Source organism: Chitinophaga sp. OAE865, from assembly GCF_040546735.1.
Taxonomy (GTDB): domain Bacteria; phylum Bacteroidota; class Bacteroidia; order Chitinophagales; family Chitinophagaceae; genus Chitinophaga; species Chitinophaga polysaccharea_A.
In genome coordinates this window covers 902,875-918,686 of sequence record NZ_JBEPOF010000001.1, presented here as the reverse complement: position 1 = coordinate 918,686, position 15,812 = coordinate 902,875, and the positions used below count along the sequence as shown (strand labels likewise).

The 15,812-nt window shown below is 45.1% G+C and carries 16 protein-coding genes; 8 read left to right on the top strand and 8 right to left on the bottom strand.

Features of this window, described 5'->3' with window-relative positions; genetic code table 11:
• Window positions 1–2: 2 nt before the first annotated feature.
• From ABIE50_RS03910 to ABIE50_RS03895, 4 genes are all read right to left on the bottom strand, one after another.
• The gene (locus ABIE50_RS03910) at window positions 3–80 is read right to left on the bottom strand and encodes a potassium-transporting ATPase subunit F (protein WP_142685518.1); all 78 of its coding nucleotides are present in this window, start codon (window positions 78–80) and stop codon (window positions 3–5) included.
• 106 nt (window positions 81–186) lie between these two features.
• Window positions 187–522 carry a DUF7674 family protein gene (locus ABIE50_RS03905; RefSeq protein WP_142684400.1) on the bottom strand — a complete coding sequence of 112 codons (336 nt, stop codon included), beginning with the start codon at window positions 520–522 and terminating at the stop codon, window positions 187–189.
• 276 nt (window positions 523–798) lie between these two features.
• On the bottom strand, window positions 799–4,536 hold the full coding sequence (locus ABIE50_RS03900; protein ID WP_209855600.1) for a DEAD/DEAH box helicase: 3,738 nt from the start codon (window positions 4,534–4,536) through the stop codon (window positions 799–801).
• 226 nt (window positions 4,537–4,762) lie between these two features.
• Window positions 4,763–5,557 carry an MBL fold metallo-hydrolase gene (locus ABIE50_RS03895; RefSeq protein WP_209855603.1) on the bottom strand — a complete coding sequence of 265 codons (795 nt, stop codon included), beginning with the start codon at window positions 5,555–5,557 and terminating at the stop codon, window positions 4,763–4,765.
• A gap of 353 nt (window positions 5,558–5,910) precedes the next feature.
• Between ABIE50_RS03895 and ABIE50_RS03890 the strand changes: the two genes are divergently transcribed.
• From ABIE50_RS03890 to ABIE50_RS03880, 3 genes are read left to right on the top strand one after another with little or no spacing between them, the layout of a single operon-like run.
• On the top strand, window positions 5,911–7,011 hold the full coding sequence (locus tag ABIE50_RS03890) for a DegT/DnrJ/EryC1/StrS family aminotransferase (RefSeq protein WP_209855606.1): 1,101 nt from the start codon (window positions 5,911–5,913) through the stop codon (window positions 7,009–7,011).
• Between the two features lie 18 nt (window positions 7,012–7,029).
• The gene (locus ABIE50_RS03885; protein WP_209855609.1) at window positions 7,030–8,220 is read left to right on the top strand and encodes a glycosyltransferase; all 1,191 of its coding nucleotides are present in this window, start codon (window positions 7,030–7,032) and stop codon (window positions 8,218–8,220) included.
• A gap of 15 nt (window positions 8,221–8,235) precedes the next feature.
• The gene (locus ABIE50_RS03880; protein ID WP_209855611.1) at window positions 8,236–8,871 is read left to right on the top strand and encodes an acetyltransferase; all 636 of its coding nucleotides are present in this window, start codon (window positions 8,236–8,238) and stop codon (window positions 8,869–8,871) included.
• 77 nt (window positions 8,872–8,948) lie between these two features.
• On the opposite strand, the gene ABIE50_RS03875 is transcribed toward ABIE50_RS03880, so the two are convergent.
• The 3 genes from ABIE50_RS03875 to gcvT form a co-directional block, all read right to left on the bottom strand.
• Window positions 8,949–9,674 carry a 2-phosphosulfolactate phosphatase gene (locus ABIE50_RS03875; protein WP_209855614.1) on the bottom strand — a complete coding sequence of 242 codons (726 nt, stop codon included), beginning with the start codon at window positions 9,672–9,674 and terminating at the stop codon, window positions 8,949–8,951.
• A 16-nt stretch (window positions 9,675–9,690) separates the two neighbouring features.
• The gene (locus tag ABIE50_RS03870; protein ID WP_142684404.1) at window positions 9,691–10,164 is read right to left on the bottom strand and encodes an SRPBCC family protein; all 474 of its coding nucleotides are present in this window, start codon (window positions 10,162–10,164) and stop codon (window positions 9,691–9,693) included.
• A gap of 91 nt (window positions 10,165–10,255) precedes the next feature.
• On the bottom strand, window positions 10,256–11,344 hold the full coding sequence (gene gcvT, locus ABIE50_RS03865; protein ID WP_209855617.1) for a glycine cleavage system aminomethyltransferase GcvT: 1,089 nt from the start codon (window positions 11,342–11,344) through the stop codon (window positions 10,256–10,258).
• A 202-nt stretch (window positions 11,345–11,546) separates the two neighbouring features.
• Here gcvT and ABIE50_RS03860 point away from each other — a divergent pair, with 202 nt between their 5' ends.
• The 4 genes from ABIE50_RS03860 to ABIE50_RS03845 all read left to right on the top strand — a co-directional run bounded on the left by ABIE50_RS03860 (window position 11,547) and on the right by ABIE50_RS03845 (window position 14,454).
• Window positions 11,547–12,830: a M28 family peptidase gene (locus ABIE50_RS03860; RefSeq protein ID WP_209855620.1), complete on the top strand. Its 1,284-nt coding sequence runs from the start codon at window positions 11,547–11,549 to the stop codon at window positions 12,828–12,830.
• Window positions 12,831–12,936: 106 nt separating this feature from the next.
• Window positions 12,937–13,332: a nuclear transport factor 2 family protein gene (locus ABIE50_RS03855; protein WP_142684407.1), complete on the top strand. Its 396-nt coding sequence runs from the start codon at window positions 12,937–12,939 to the stop codon at window positions 13,330–13,332.
• A gap of 12 nt (window positions 13,333–13,344) precedes the next feature.
• Window positions 13,345–13,755 carry a hypothetical protein gene (locus ABIE50_RS03850; RefSeq protein WP_209855622.1) on the top strand — a complete coding sequence of 137 codons (411 nt, stop codon included), beginning with the start codon at window positions 13,345–13,347 and terminating at the stop codon, window positions 13,753–13,755.
• Window positions 13,756–13,767: 12 nt separating this feature from the next.
• Window positions 13,768–14,454 (top strand): NUDIX hydrolase, encoded by a 687-nt coding sequence (locus tag ABIE50_RS03845; protein ID WP_142684409.1) that lies wholly within the window; start codon window positions 13,768–13,770, stop codon window positions 14,452–14,454.
• Window positions 14,455–14,524: 70 nt separating this feature from the next.
• On the opposite strand, the gene ABIE50_RS03840 is transcribed toward ABIE50_RS03845, so the two are convergent.
• Window positions 14,525–14,677, bottom strand: a complete 153-nt coding sequence (locus tag ABIE50_RS03840) for a hypothetical protein (RefSeq protein ID WP_209855625.1) — start codon at window positions 14,675–14,677, stop codon at window positions 14,525–14,527.
• A gap of 215 nt (window positions 14,678–14,892) precedes the next feature.
• On the opposite strand from ABIE50_RS03840, the gene ABIE50_RS03835 reads away from it, so the two are divergent.
• Complete coding sequence (locus tag ABIE50_RS03835) at window positions 14,893–15,798, top strand: pantoate--beta-alanine ligase (RefSeq protein WP_209855628.1); 906 nt, start codon at window positions 14,893–14,895, stop codon at window positions 15,796–15,798.
• The last annotated feature ends 14 nt before the right edge of the window (window positions 15,799–15,812 follow it).

The window sequence follows — 15,812 nt, the reverse complement described above, 5'->3', positions numbered from 1 at the left end:
GATCAAAATTTTTCAGGTTTCAACAGTACATAGATCATATAGCCGAAAACGAAAAGTGACAGAATAAATAATGCGTTCATAAATAACAGTGTTTAGATCTTTTCAAAATAGTCGACTGATTTGAAGAATACCGCGAAGCAGGCCAATCCCGCCAGTACCAGGAGAATAGTCATCATAAAAAGTGTTTTAAATAGCTATAGTTTGTAAATGTTGAATCCTTACATTCTTCAGTGATAAAGGAAGCAGCTCCTTATGTTTTCCACAGAGGAGGGGTGAGAGCGTGTACATAAATGCGCCCTCTATAGCGTTACGCAGGGCACTGCTCCCATTGTGATACAATACAGCGGCCACGTTAAAACAACGTTTTACCTCATGAAGCTGCCCGCTTCTGATCATCCGGCCGGTATAACCGGCAAAGGTGTGAATCACTTTGCTGATCGCTCCTTTTTGTTGTTCTGCGGGAAATGTTAAGCCCGGAATCTGTAAACCTATCAATTGGGAGATTTTTGAATCTGGTAGCATGTGATCAATTGTTTTGATACAAACAGGGTAATGCCAGCGAAGTGCCAGCATTGACAAGAAGGCTTCATTTCTCTCTTAATTAACTAATAACCAGTGTATTAAATAATATTTAGGGGAGATGTGGAGAAGGTGCTCAATGGCCAAACCATGCAGAAATGGTAGGGTGTATGCAGAAAATGAAAGTGCTGGCCAGGAACATCTTTTAAAATATGTTGTAAAAAAAAAAGCGGTTCTACTTTCGTAAAACCGCTCTTTTCTGAATCGTTTATTGTTGTTCTAACTAAACAAATACAATACATCTTCTTTCGTCAGCTTTTTCACAAAACCACTGTCGTCAGAAATAATTTCCTTCACCAGTGACTTTTTGCGTTCCTGCAACTGCAATATTTTTTCTTCCACGGTATCTTTACAGATCATGCGGTAAGCAAAAATATTCTTGGTTTGCCCGATACGATGGGTACGGTCAATGGCCTGTTGTTCTACAGCCGGGTTCCACCATGGATCTACGATGTATACATAATCAGCAGCAGTGAGGTTCAAACCTACGCCACCGGCTTTCAGTGAAATAAGGAATACACGGCATTCGTCGTTGTGCTGGAAGTTCTGGATAGCCTTTTCACGATCAACGGTGGAAGTGCTTCCATCAAAATACTCATATGGTATTTTGAGATGCTGCATCCGGTCGCGGATCAATCCGAGCATTCCCAGGAACTGAGAGAAGATCAGCACTTTGTGATTACCGATGTTTTCGGAAATTTCACGGGTAAGCTCATGCAGCTTCACGGAATGATTCGGATACTGCTCCGTATCATTCAGTATAGCGGGCGAATCGCATATCTGCCGCAGCTTCATGAGGCCCTGCAGGATGGTAAGCTGGGAACGTTCCATACCCTGGTCTTCAATAACACCAAGGATCTTAGAGCGATAGGTGTTACGGTAGGCATCATAAATATGCCGTTGTTCCGCATCCATTTCGCAGAAGATCACGGTTTCTATTTTTTCCGGCAGATCTTTCGCCACCTGTTCCTTGGTACGCCGAAGAATAAACGGATAGATCAGTTTACGCAGATGTTCCTTTCTTTCTTCATCCTGGAACTTATCGATGGGCGTAGCAAATTCGTTGCGGAAAAAGTCTACGCTGCCAAGCATACCCGGGTTCAGGAAGTTCATCTGGGCATAAATATCGAAGGTATTGTTCTGCATGGGGGTACCGCTCAGCGCCAGCCGGTTCTTGGTTTGAAGCAGTTGTGCCGCTTTGGTTACTTTCGACTGCGGGTTCTTGATAGCCTGCGATTCATCGAGGATGACGTAGTCAAATTCAAGCTTCATCAGCAGCTGAATATCACTGCGGAGCGTACCATAGGTGGTAATGATAGCATCAAATTTACCCAGTTCCTCGGAGGATTTTAATCGCGCTGGGCCATGATGAATATGATGCCTGATATCCGGTGTAAATTTCCTGATCTCATTTTCCCAGTTATAGATCAATGTGGTAGGACAAACGATCAGCGCCATTGTTTTGCCTTCGTGCTTATTCTTGTAATACTGCAGGAAGGTGAGGGCCTGGATGGTTTTACCTAACCCCATATCATCTGCCAGGATACCGCCCCATTTGATATCATCGAGGTAGTTCAGCCACTGGAAGCCGCTTTCCTGGTAGGGGCGAAGAGTTGCCTGCAGGTTTTCCGGCAGGGCAATACTGCGGATCTCATCGAACTGCAATAGTTTGCGGCGCTTCTGTTCAAGTTCCAGCACTACGGCTTCATCATCAATAAACTCATAGAGCTCATCAATCACGCTGAAGTTGTATTTGCTGAGTTTAAGTCCTTTATCTTTTTCTTCCCCAACTTTAAACAGCAGGGAGTATTTGCGCAGCCATTCTTCCGGCAGCAGACCCAGGGAGCCGTCTGCCAGCTGAACATAATTCTGTTTGTTGGCCAGCGCATTCTTAATATCCTTGATACTTACTTTCTGATCGCCATACAGTACTTCGATCTGTGCATCGAACCAGTCGATACCGGAGCTGATCTGCAGGTTAGTGACCGGTTTATGCGAGCTGAATTTAAAGTTGCGGAGGTTATCGAATCCGAACACCCGCACATTCATTTCCTTCAGTGCATCGAAGAACAGGAAGAACCAGTTATTTTTCAGCGCCTCTTTCGCGCGCAGATAAAAATAATTATGGTTATCATGTTGTGCGAAGTTGGTATGTAAAGTGCGGAGCTTATTTACAAAAGCATCTTCCGCATCTTTATTGCGGTGGATAACGAGCACTTTATTTCCCTCCTGCACGGTGATCTTGCTTTCGTCGTTCCACTCTACTTCCTGGCCCCGGTAAGCAAAACCGGGCTGTATGATAAATGTTTCACCGAGTTCTTTCAGGAATACCCGTGGTTCCGGCATTACATCCTTCAGTTCTGCGAGCAGTCCTTTATCGAACTGTATATCGTACTGGCGGCTCAGCGGCAGCAGGTAATCTTTCAGGTAGGCCGGCCATTCCCGGTTAGCGATACGCAGCTGCCCGTTCTGGCGGAAAAGCTCTACGTGGAGGGCATCCTGCGGGCTTTCAAACAAATAGATCACTTGTTTGTACAGGAACATTAACGGGCTTTCCCATTCATTTTCAGATACATTTACCAGTTCTCCTTCAATGTTCACATAGCAGTTGATGTCTACATGAGTATCACCCGTATTGGTTTTTATGATCAGTTTGAGCCTGTCGGCGCCAATCTGCAGTTGCTGCAGGTTCTTTGTTTTGAAGGCCTGCCTGTTGGGCAGTTCAAATACCAGTCCGTGTTCTGCCAGCTGTGGGAACAGTTTGGCGAGTTTGGGATGGAGGTATTCCAGCATCAGTTCTTTTGTTTCGGTAGGGAGCTCTTCTGCATTTTCATGCGTAATATTTTCCCATATACCGGCAAAGGGGGAATTTTTGCTGAGGAATTTGCTGACTTCAGTGCCCTGTAATTTTCGTATAGGCGCTATCAGTTCACGGTCTTTTTCCTTGAACTGGTAGAAGTCGATGTATTTGGTAAGATCCAGTTTGCTGGCCAGTGATACGAAGGCGGTTTGTTCTTCGTTTATTTCGCCGCTTACCAGGTCTATTTTAAAATAAGGATACAGTGTTTCATTGGCGTTGAAAACTGCTGCCAGCCTTTGCGTAATGGTGATGGTCTCTTCCGGTGGCGGTGGGGCTGTAACCGGTTGCCGGCCTGCGGCAGCGCCATCTACGCGTTTGATGGAAGGGTCGAGTACGCGCAGAAAGGGTTTACCATCCATGTAAGAGAAGGCAAATTTTCCGTCGAGGTCATCGGTAAGGGAATAGCCGTATAGTGATAGCAGCTTATTCTTTTCCTTGTCCCAGTTCCGGAGTGTATCGAAATAGAACGGGCCGTTTTTCTGCAGGAGTTGCAGGAACAGGGCTGTTTTGTGAACGCATAGCGCATGTTCTGTTTCGTCGCAGGTGCAATGCGTATCAAAAAACCGTTCTTCATTCCGTTGGATAATCAGCGGAAACTCTTTCCCGTTAAGCGTTAGTACAGCTTCTACCTTTTCATCTTTAGCCAGGTTTATTTTGGCGGGATGTTTTTTGGCAATTTCCTCTGCCTCTGCCAGTATGGTACCGGAGGTAAGCAGTTTAATGGATTTAATATCGATAGACTTCATTTTAATCAGCGTATGCTGCTGATCAAACTGTGTGTCGAAGCTCTCGAAATGATTTTTGTCCAGCATTTCCTGGAGCTGGAACAGCGCTGCGGCTTCGTGCCGGCAGATGTCGCCCAGGTTGTAAGGGCATTGACACCGGATAGACATACCGCTTGTTTCCCCATACTTGTTGATGGAAACGCGGTAGTAATTGGCATGTGTGTCGCTCTTTACGCGGAAGGTAGCTGTTTTCAGCACCGGGTCTGCCTCGATGAGTTCAACGCCCCCGGAAGAAAAAATACGCTTCCCCCTGCGGATCACTTCATCAGTGCCGTTGTTGTAAACATATTTTAGCAAATGGGGTAGCGACATACTATACGTTGTTGCCCGCTTTTATTATCAGCAAAAGGGTTAATAGATATATCAAAAAAACTTAACAGCTGATAAAAAGGCAATCCACAAAAGTAAGCAGAAAATTTCTAATAACCCGCAGCCAGGCCATTAACAACCCGTTAATCGCCGTTCATTTGCGCGGTCATTGCAACGCCCATTTTTCAATATAATTTTCTTTAAATATAGATGCCTGTTTATCAACTATTTACCGTATATGACGCAGGTACCTTTCCAGAGAAAAATCTACCGCTTCCCGGGCTCCTGTTTTAATATATTTTCCAAAAGCGCCATACATCGCATCATAATTCAGCGGTTTTATGGCGGCATGCAGGGCATTGATTTCCTTTGCTGATACGGGAATATTATTTGGATAGCTATACATCACCGATACTGTTTTCCTGTCGGAAGATACCTGTATAACATCTCCCACCAGCAAACAGCCTTTTCCGGCAGGAGCATACAACACGTTACCGCCCGGGAAATGACCACCGCACAGTACCAGTCTGATATCATCCCATAGCGGCAACTCTCCGCCATCCCATAGTTTGATCACGTCATCATGGCGTTGCAACCACCCGGCATCCAGCTGATGCACATAAACGGGGATATTGCCAAAAGCATGGCTCCATTCCACGATGGTGGAAAAATAATGCGGATGGGAAAGGGCAATGACTTTTATGCCGCCAAGCTGCCGAATAATATTTATCGTAGAGGCGTCGAGGTTAGCAATGCAATCCCAGAGGATATTCCCCGAAGGGGTGATCAGTAAATGCGCCCGCTGCCCAATGGCAAAATCGGGCGTGGTGTAAATGGCGTACAGGTCGGGCGCCACCATTTCTATAATATTCCGGTGGGTTTTCTGCACCTGCTCCAGGGTGGTCCAGCTCTGGCCATTGGGATTAACGTATTGCCGGTCATCTTCACAAATAGGGCAATGTTCCGGCGCCTGGCTGGCGGCATCATATTGCACACCGCAGGTACTGCACAGATAGTGTATCATGGCATTATCTTTTAGATGACAGAATATAGGATTTTTTGGTTAAATATGGAGTTGAAGACCCTTCGAGGCTTGCCCAGTGGCCGACAGCCCTGAAAAATGCCGGCCTGGCGCCAATGATGACTCCGGGACCGAAACAAAGTCAACAAACCATCTTCAATTAGGACAACTGGTTTGTTTAACCCAGCTATTTGCTGTAAAATTGTGGCGGAAATTAATTTCCCCTGACGTTAGCACCTTAATACTAACGTCTTTTTTATTTATTCAAGTCCTTGACCTATTCTTTTACAGTTAGCGGTTAGCAGTCAACTGCACCTGACAGTACGTAAAAGGTTGCCGGGATAATAATATTGATTATGAATAATTATACTATTCCTGTTTATAAGCCAACCCTGGGAGAAAAGGAAAAAAAGAATGTAATGGAGTGCCTTGACTCCACCTGGATTTCTTCCAAAGGAAAATTTATTACAGCATTTGAACAGGAATTCGCCAGATATATTGGTGTTGATCATGCAGCATCTGTATGCAATGGTACAGTAGCACTGCATCTGGCATTAGTGGCACTTGGTATTGGCCCTGGAGATGAGGTAATAGTGCCCAGTCTAACCTATATCGCTTCCGTTAATGCCATTGCTTATACCGGTGCTACCCCGGTTTTTGTAGATTCCCTGGCAGATACCTGGCAGATGGACCCCCGACATGTGAAAAAGAAAATTACCAGCAGAACCAAAGCGGTAATGGCTGTTCATTTATATGGGCACCCCTGCGAAATGGATACACTGGCAGGCATCTGCCGGGAAAACAGCATCTTCCTGATAGAAGATTGTGCAGAAGCCATCGGTAGCAAATATAAAGGTCAGTATGTGGGCACCTTTGGCGATGTGTCTACCTTCAGTTTTTTTGGCAACAAAACTATTACGACCGGCGAAGGCGGCATGGTAGTTACCAACGACCAGACACTCTACGACCGCTTGGTTCATTTTAAAGGCCAGGGACTCGCTAAACACCGGGAATATTGGCATGATGTAATTGGTTATAACTACCGGATGACCAATATATGTGCTGCCATCGGCATTGCACAGTTATCAAGGATAGAGGAAATTATTGCAAGGAAAAGGGAAATTGCCCATACCTATCAAAAGGCATTTGAGGGAACACCTGTGTCTTTCCATAAAGAAGGTGAGAACGTTTTTCATTCATACTGGATGTGTTCTATATTGGTAAAAAGTGCTGACGAACGGGACGAATTAAGAGAGGTATTGAAACAAGCGGGGATTGAAACAAGACCGCTCTTTTATCCTGTGCATACCATGCCCATGTATTCATCAAAATATGAAAGGCATAAAACAGGTGAGGATCTTGGCTGGAGAGGAATTAACCTACCCAGCTTTCCTGACCTTACCGAAGCGGAAATTACCCTTATTGTCAATACAATTCTCTCCTACTATCAAAAATAACTCGCTGCAGTTTGTGATATGAATAAGAAAAAGATTGGCATTCATGCCACGGGATTTATTGGGTGGGGCGGAGGAATTGATTTTCTTAAGCTGATCATGCGGGGGATTCTCGCAACCGATAAATATGAAGTCATTCTATTAATCCCGGATAATAGCCCCCGGACCAGCAAATTCAACCGGTTGCTTTATAAGCTGGGATTAAAAAGTAAACCACTGCCTGTTGACGACAAACGAACTCACTTCAGTGAATTCGCATCTGAAATAAAGATGGTGGTATACAGGGGCATAACTGGCCTGAATACCGCTATCAGAAAACATCATATTGCCTTACTTATTCCGTGCCTGGACGTATTGCCTGATGAGGTAAAAATATCATGGATCGGCTATCTATACGATTTTCAGCATAAATATCTTCCCCAATTCTTCCAACAGGAGGAAATACAACGAAGAGACCAGTATTTTAAAAAAATGCTGGATGCCGCCCCAAAAATCATTGTGAATTCCAGAGCGGTAAAAAGTGACGCAGATAAGTTTTATCCGGGTCATGAAAGTGAAATAGTCTGTCTGCCTTTTACGCCAGTATATAACAGAAAGTTGCTCTCAGATAACTATGACGAGCTAAAAACTATGTATGGTCTCCCTGAAAAGTATTTTATTATATCTAACCAGTTCTGGTTACATAAATCGCACCTTACAGCTTTCCGTGCATTGAAAATGCTAAGTGACAACACCCCGGAAAATATAGCGCTGGTTTGCACCGGTAATACCGAAGACAGCAGGGATGCAGCCTACTTTGCTTCGCTAAAAGAGGAAATCCGGCGCATGGGGATTGAAAACAGGGTTCACTTTCTGGGATACATTTCCAAAAAGGAGCAGATCGGAATATTATTACAGGCGATTGCGCTTATTCAGCCGACCTTATTTGAAGGAGGGCCTGGCGGAGGAGCTACTTATGATGCTATTGCATTTGGTAAACAGGCTATTATTTCTGATATTGATATTAACAAAGAAATCGACAATCCACTTGTTACCTTCTTCCAAGTAGGTAACGAAAGGGACCTCTCGGAGAAGATGTTACAGGTGCTCCACGGATACCAGGCTGAACATTATGTTGTAAACGATGAACAATTAGCTGCAGTATCTGCCGCAAGGGTAAAACTGCTGGGCCAGGCACTAGACAATGTAATAGCAGATGCTTTGAACAGATAAATTAATAAAACACCAATGAAAAACATTTATATCCTTGGTGCCGGCGGGCTTGCAAAAGAAGTCTATTTTCTAATCCGCCAGATTGGGGGCTATTACATTAAAGGTTTTGTTGACATTGTTGCAGGCGCCTCCATTAAAATAAGCGGAAAAGAAGTACCGGTATTAGGAGAAAAGGATCTGCCTCTTATAAAAGGAGCATCGCTTGCCATTGCTATTGGAAATCCGGCTGTCATTCAGAAACTGGCAACTACCCTTGAGGCGGACTTTGATTTCCCTAATCTCATACATCCTAATGTAGTAGCGGATTTTGAAAATATCGTATTGGGCCGTGGTAATATTATAAACGCTAACTGCTCTCTCACTACATTTATAACCATCGGCTCTTTTAATATTTTTAATCCGGGCATCACTATTGGCCATGATGTAGTTATTGGTAACTACAATCTCCTGAATCCCGGAGTAGCGATTTCTGGATTTGTTAAAATAGGCGATACCAATCTCATTGGAGTGAAGGCCACCGTGTTAGAGAACAGAACTATTGGTAGCAACAGTATTGTGGGTGCTGCCAGCCTCGTTTTGAAAAATGTGCCTGATGAGGTAACAGTAATTGGCGTGCCGGCCGCAATAAAAGAGAAGCGCCACGCACCTTAGACGCTTCAGGTCTTAAATTAATCCGGGGAGATAAAAGTGGGAGGCCGCTTTCATCTCTCCGGAATTTTTATATATTATCAGGAGTGAGCAATAAGCTCCCCATCCCTGAACAGAGGTAATACACTCGCTCCATCGGCAGTAAGACAGTAATGTATATCTTTTTCCAGGCCATATTGCGCCAGGCGCTTATAGTGAGAGGCCTGCCTCATGAAGGTATAGATGTCGTTTTTGGCCGAGTGATAAAGGGTTTCAGCTGCAATGGCAGAGTCGCAGTTTACGTCAAAATGTTGTTTGATACGGCTTACCACGGCGCCGGCAAACAGCGTGTCTTCCATATTTACGCGGTCTTTCCATGCAGCACAGCCCAGGATCACGTTCTGGTTTTGCGCCACCAGGTAATCGCAAACAGCGCTGATGTTAGGGAAGGAGCCGGTGATGATCTGTATGGCATCTTTGGCCATGTGTAATAATTTGGTACCGTTGGTGGTGGTGAGTACCAGCGTTTTATTTTCCACAAACTCACGGGGATATTCAAAAGGAGAGTTGCCGTATGCCAGCCCTTCCGCGATCCTGCCATCTCTTTCACCAGCGGTGATACCACCTATGGCACGGCCTATATTCACACATTCTTCCACGCTGGCTACCGGTATTACACGGGAAGCGCCGTTATACAGGGCAGTACAAATAGTAGAAGTAGCGCGCAATACATCTATAATAACTACAATGCTGTTTTTTACATCAAATAAATGTAACAAGGCCGGAGATAAACATACTTCCAGGCTGGGTTTGTTGCTTTCTGTCATTCAGTTGCGTTTTGTTTTAATCAAGGATCACCCTCCACTTCTCACTCTCTGCGTAATCCTTAATGGTATTATTTCTTTCCTGCAGGAGCCTGGTCATATATTTTTGCAGGTAGAACCGCTCAAATACTCTTCCAAACCAGCCATAAGGAGTGCCAAAGTTCATAATATCAATCATCACAGTGGCATTTTCTATCTGTTTAAAATAATGTTCATGATTCAAATGGGTAAAATCCCCGTCAGTCATTTGGTCAGTAAATGATTCATTCTGACGCATAGCGGTGATTTTAGTGGTTAGTTCCCTCATTTTCCCAAGATGCTTTGCTCTCCAGGTCACTGTTTCATTATAGGATATCAGGCCGTTGGTGCGGCCTTTTATCGCATCTTCCTGCCGGTGCGACATACTTCGCTTGTGTAGCGTAATGCTCCTGCTCAGGTCAAAAACCCTTTCCAGCGGGGCATAGATAACGGTAGTTAAATGAATAGTAGGCATAGATATGGCAATAAAATACAAAAATTCCGGTGCGCCGGAAACTTTCCAGGCACCGAAACTAACAACTTTAACCGGCTATTCATACATATTCCTAGCCCAGGAAAGGCACTTTTACCACTTTTGCTTTCAGGAGCTTGTCCCTTACTGCGATAAAAATTTCAGTATCCAATGCAGCAAAAGCCGTTTTCACATAGCCAAGGCCGATAGCCTTCTGCATAGATGGCGACTGGGTTCCGGAGGTTACACGACCAATTGTGTTACCTGCAGCATCTTTAATTTCATAGTCGTGGCGCGGAATGCCCTTATCTATCATTTCAAAGCCTACCAGTTTTTTGCTTACGCCTTCTGCTTTTTGTTTTGCGAATAACTCGCTGGAGGTAAATGGTTTGGTGAATTTGGTGATCCATCCCAAACCGGCTTCCAGCGGGGAAGTAGTGTCGTCAATATCATTTCCGTAAAGGCAAAATCCCATTTCGAGGCGAAGCGTATCGCGGGCTCCCAAACCGATAGGCTTAAGACCCTTAGGCCCACCTTCTGCGAAGATGGCATTCCAGATCTTATCTGCAGCTCCGTCCTTGTCTTCAAAATATATTTCAATACCACCGGCGCCGGTGTAACCTGTTGCACTGATCACTACGTTATCCACACCAGCAAAAGTTCCCTTGGCAAAGGTGTAATACTTCATGTTTACCAGGTCTACTTCTGTAAGCGGTTGCAGGATACTTGTAGCGTTAGGGCCCTGGATAGCCAGCAAACAGGTTTTATCGGAAATGTTGTGCATTTCCACTCCTTTGGTATTAAACCCTGAGATCCAGTTCCAGTCTTTTTCAATATTACTGGCGTTTACCACCAGCATGTATACTTTGTTTTCTTCAATGCAATAAACGAGCAGGTCGTCTACAATACCGCCCTCATTGTTTGGCAGGCAGCTGTACTGGGCTTTACCAGCGGTTAGTTTGGAAGCATCGTTGCTGGTAACTCGCTGGATCAGATCCAATGCGTTTTCACCCTTTAAAATAAATTCGCCCATGTGGCTTACATCAAACACACCGGCGTTGGTACGCACCGCCTGGTGCTCATCGTTAATACCAGTGTAGGAAATAGGCATGTTGTAACCTGCAAAGGCGGCCATCTTGGCGCCCAGCGCAATGTGTTTCTCTGTAAAAGGCGTGTTTTTCATACTTTGTTTTTAAAACGGGGCAAAAATAGCGATTTGAGAATTATGAACGGCCAACATAAAACGGCGTATGACTGTTTTAAGACGAAGGTATACATTATAAATACTTAAAATACAATGATATAGTCAAAAGAATTGGTACGTTAATGCGCTTTAGCTGTTTGTAATTCGTAATTTTGCACCAACACCCAAAAACAGATTCGCTGTGAAAAAGATAACCTGGCTGTTACCATTGGTAGTTGTAACCACCTGCATTTATGGACAGAAAAAGGAAGACCGTAAAACACTTGGAAACCTGCAAGCGCATATCAGTTACCTGAGCAGCGATAAGCTGGAAGGCCGCAGCACAGGCGCTCCCGGCGAACGGCTGGCCGCAACCTATCTTTCTGAACAAATGCAGCGAATAGGTTTAACGCCTATGGGTGAAGATGGCTTTTTACAGGCATTTACCGTGAAAGAGACCCGTGAGCCATCGGCCGATTGCCAGATGACTATTAGCGGAAATAAACTGGAAGCGGGCAGGCAATTTGTACCACTTCCCTTCAGTGCCGGCAAAACAGCCAGGGGAGAGGCTATTCCGGGAGTTAATGAACCGGATAATATCTGGCTGATCAATGTGGCAGAACTGGATACGGATACCCGCAAAAGCATGGTAGCGCAGTACCTGCAACAAACGCAGATTGCCGAGAAAGCCGGCGCTACCGGCGTGGTATTTTATAATGGTAAAGAAACCGCCGCCGAAGTAATGAAATGGCTGGACCAGCGGCCCAAAGCTACAGGCATACCAGCGGTTTGGGTGAATGCCGATATCAGTAAAAAACTGGGAGCAGATGATGCCGATGGATTCCCTATCCAGATGCAGATAGCCTTTAAAAATATTCAGCGCAACGGTACCAACGTGATCGGCTATATCAATAACAAAGCGCCCAGGACCATCGTGATCGGCGCCCATTACGACTACCCCGGCTGGGACGCCACCGATAAAACCGAAGACAATGCCAGCGGAACCGCTGCCATGCTGGAAATAGCCCGCTTGCTGAAGAATTCCCGTCTCCATAACAACAACTATATCATTATTGCCTTTTCAGGAAAAGAACAGGGCCTGTCCGGTTCCTCTTATTTCGCCTCCCATAGTAAGGTAGACCTTTCACAGGTGAACTACATGATCAATATGGATGGCATTGGTACCCTGAGCCCGGGTACGGCGCTGCAGATCGGCGGTACCGGTACTTCCCCGGGATGGTCAGCCATCATCCAGCAGGCCGCTACCAAAGAGCTGCCACTGGTATATGACTCCAGTGGTATCAGCAACTCTGATCACGCATCTTTCTACAAAAAAAATATACCGGTACTCTACTTCTGTAAAAACACTCCCGCCTCCGCAGATAAAGTAAATTACGACGGCACACTACATGTGCTGAAACTGGTGTATAACATCATCGACAAAACAAATAACAAGGACAAACTTGCATTTAGCAGCATTCAATGAGGCACGCGGATTAAGACCACTTCAAAATTTGCGGTTTACATATAAGTACGAAATGTATATTTTCGCATAAATACGTAATTCGCAAAATTTCAATTTATCCCTTTAAATGGAAGAGAAACTGGCGCTTATATACCGGTATTTCCAGCTGCTGGAAAGCTTTTCAGCAGATCCCGTTGAATTTGCCAGGATTTTTCATCCAAATATTATTCAGACTGAATACCCAAACCAGCTCTCGAATGAAATTAAACAACGGAACTTTGACATCATGCTGGAAAGCATGGCTACGAATAAAATAATTTTGAAAGCACAGCATTTCAGCGTGCTGAAAGTGGTGGAATCAGGGAATACCCTGGTAGTAGAAGCTAAATGGACCGGGGAAATAGGTGTAGATGCAGGACAGTTCCGCCGGGGACAAATAATGAAAGCATTCATTTGCACTATCATAGAATTCCGCGACGGAAAAATTTACCGCCAGCGCAACTATGATTGTTACGAACATTAAAGCTATGAGATCATGAAAAAAATATTATCACTCCTGGGTATTTCCCTGTTACTGTTCGCGTGTAACCATACCCGTAATGACGAACGCAACACCGACAGATCGGCCTACGATGTTATAACTGAAAAATGCTACGTGTACCGCGAATTCAAACCAGCCTCCAACCCGCTGACCGATTCCGTGCTGCAGCTGAGAAAAGAGCTGACCGATTACCTCGACCAGCATCAGTACAAAAGACATATGGCCGGCAAGGATAGCCTGCTTTTCCGCCGCGCAAACGGCCAGGAAGTGATCATTGAGCTGCCTGTGCCGCAGGATATCTGGGAGCAAAGCACCATCATTGTTTTTGACCCGCTGAAAAATCCTTTGTTCGTAAATTTGCACAAAGGCACTGCCCAACTGGAACATTACATTCAAGCAAAATAATCATATAAGAGTTTGCCGATCATACAAAACATCAGACTAACTGTAGATGCAGTCGTATTTGGATATATTCCAAAAGAAGGCATTGTGGTACTGCTGATCAAGCGCACCATAGAGCCCTACCTGCACAGCTGGGCACTGCCCGGCGGATTTGTGCTGGATGAAGAAGCGCTGGAAGAAGCCGTTACCCGTGAACTGCTTACCGAAGCCGGTGTAAATATCAACTACCTCGAACAACTGTATACCTTTGGCCTGCCCGGCCGCGATCCGCGGGGAAGGGTAGTGTCTATCGCATACTTCGGGCTGGTAAATCCAACTAATTTCAAGCTCGCCGCCAGTTCTGATGCAGAAGACGCCAAATGGTTCAATATCAAAAACCTGCCAACGCTGGCCTTTGACCATGCAACTATTATAGATATTGCGGTACAGCGCCTCCGCAGTAAGATCCGCTATGAACCTATCGGATTTGAACTGCTGGATAACAAATTCCCCATCGCCGACCTGGAAAAACTCTACGAAACGTTGCTTGACAGGCCTATCGACCGTCGTAACTTCCAGAAGAAGATCAATCACCTGGGAATACTGATTGCACATAACGAAAAGCAAAAACAGGTATCACAGGGGAGGCCAGCCAAACTTTTCAGCTTCGATGAAGCCCGGTATTTTAAACTGAAAAAAGAAGGAATGACGTTTGAGATATAGATGCATTGCAGCACCACTGCCCTGTTTGTTGCAGACAGAGAGATGTCGGAAGTATAACCGGGGCTGTATTTCAACGCAGGTATTGGGCTCCGGCATGGCCGCTTCCCGCAATGCTGCTGCGCATTCCAAGGCAGAAACCTGGTTCCGGCATAGCTAATACCAGTCCCTCTACAATGAGGATGCGATGAAAAGGTTGTGGCCAGTACATGAGACAGCCCGCCACAACAACCATATTATGGAACGCGGCTGGTTACAGTGTTTTAGAGCCTCTTCGCAAGCCGTCAGCAATCCTGTAATGCAAATGCATCAGAGTAGCTGCAGTGTTTTAGCATCTGATCACTAGCCTGTTTCTTATTTTGTGTATTTTTTACAAGAAATATTTTGGAAATCCGAAAAGGGTTTCTATATTTGTGTAACAATTACACAAAATAGCTCAACATGCAAAACACAAAGCCCACAGGAGTTATTATCGCCAGGTTCCAGACACCGTCCCTCCACGAAGGGCACCTGGAGCTCATCCGCCAGGTGAAACAAAAGCACAACCGTGTGATCATTATACTTGGCGTTAGTCCTGTACGGGGCAGCCGAAAAAATCCGCTGGATTACTATACCCGCGAACGGATGATCAAACAACAGTTCCCCGAAATTATTGTGCTCCCCCTGAGCGATCAGAAAAGTGATACCATATGGTCACAAAAACTGGATGAACTGCTTCACAGTAATTTTCCCCATGAAACTTTCTTATTGTACGGCAGCCGCAACAGTTTTATGGACACCTATTCCGGTAAATTTAAAACTGAGGCCCTTCCTCCGGTACAGGACTATAACGCTACCGCCATGCGGGAAGCTATATCTGATAAGGTGTTTGATACAGAAGAATTCCGTGCCGGTATCATCTACAATACCTATAATCTTTTTCCTTCCGTATATGCTACTGTAGATATCGCACTCTTCAGGAATAACAAAACTGAACTGCTGCTGGGCCGCAAACCCAATGAAAATGTATGGCGCCTGCCAGGCGGGTTTTCCGATCCAACAGACGATAACTTTGAAATGGCCGCCACCAGGGAATTGCAGGAAGAATGCGGCACCGTGGAAACAGGTCCCATGCAATACGTAGCTTCCCTGAAAGTAAACGACTGGCGCTATCGCAGCGAAGTGAATAAAATTATTACCACCCTGTTCAGCACCGACCTGCTTTATGGCGAGCCCGCCGCTGGCGACGATCTGCAGGAAGTACGCTGGGTAACGGTGACAGATATACCCAATTTAATTGCCAAAGGAGAGATCAATGATACCCATATTCCCTTACTGGCAAAACTGACTGAAAAATATATTGCCTAAGACTAAAATATTGA

Excerpts from the sequence above, each read along its gene's own strand:
- ABIE50_RS03880 (WP_209855611.1), top strand. The coding sequence starts at position 8,236 with ATGAAAAACATTTATATCCTTGGTGCCGGCGGGCTTGCAAAAGAAGTC.
- ABIE50_RS03885 (WP_209855609.1), top strand. The coding sequence starts at position 7,030 with ATGAATAAGAAAAAGATTGGCATTCATGCCACGGGATTTATTGGGTGG.
- ABIE50_RS03895 (WP_209855603.1), bottom strand. The coding sequence starts at position 5,557 with ATGATACACTATCTGTGCAGTACCTGCGGTGTGCAATATGATGCCGCC.
- gcvT (WP_209855617.1), bottom strand. The coding sequence starts at position 11,344 with ATGAAAAACACGCCTTTTACAGAGAAACACATTGCGCTGGGCGCCAAG.
- ABIE50_RS03835 (WP_209855628.1), top strand. The coding sequence starts at position 14,893 with ATGCAAAACACAAAGCCCACAGGAGTTATTATCGCCAGGTTCCAGACA.
- ABIE50_RS03890 (WP_209855606.1), top strand. The coding sequence starts at position 5,911 with ATGAATAATTATACTATTCCTGTTTATAAGCCAACCCTGGGAGAAAAG.
- ABIE50_RS03875 (WP_209855614.1), bottom strand. The coding sequence starts at position 9,674 with ATGACAGAAAGCAACAAACCCAGCCTGGAAGTATGTTTATCTCCGGCC.
- ABIE50_RS03870 (WP_142684404.1), bottom strand. The coding sequence starts at position 10,164 with ATGCCTACTATTCATTTAACTACCGTTATCTATGCCCCGCTGGAAAGG.
- ABIE50_RS03855 (WP_142684407.1), top strand. The coding sequence starts at position 12,937 with ATGGAAGAGAAACTGGCGCTTATATACCGGTATTTCCAGCTGCTGGAA.
- ABIE50_RS03850 (WP_209855622.1), top strand. The coding sequence starts at position 13,345 with ATGAAAAAAATATTATCACTCCTGGGTATTTCCCTGTTACTGTTCGCG.
- ABIE50_RS03905 (WP_142684400.1), bottom strand. The coding sequence starts at position 522 with ATGCTACCAGATTCAAAAATCTCCCAATTGATAGGTTTACAGATTCCG.
- ABIE50_RS03910 (WP_142685518.1), bottom strand. The coding sequence starts at position 80 with ATGAACGCATTATTTATTCTGTCACTTTTCGTTTTCGGCTATATGATC.
- ABIE50_RS03900 (WP_209855600.1), bottom strand. The coding sequence starts at position 4,536 with ATGTCGCTACCCCATTTGCTAAAATATGTTTACAACAACGGCACTGAT.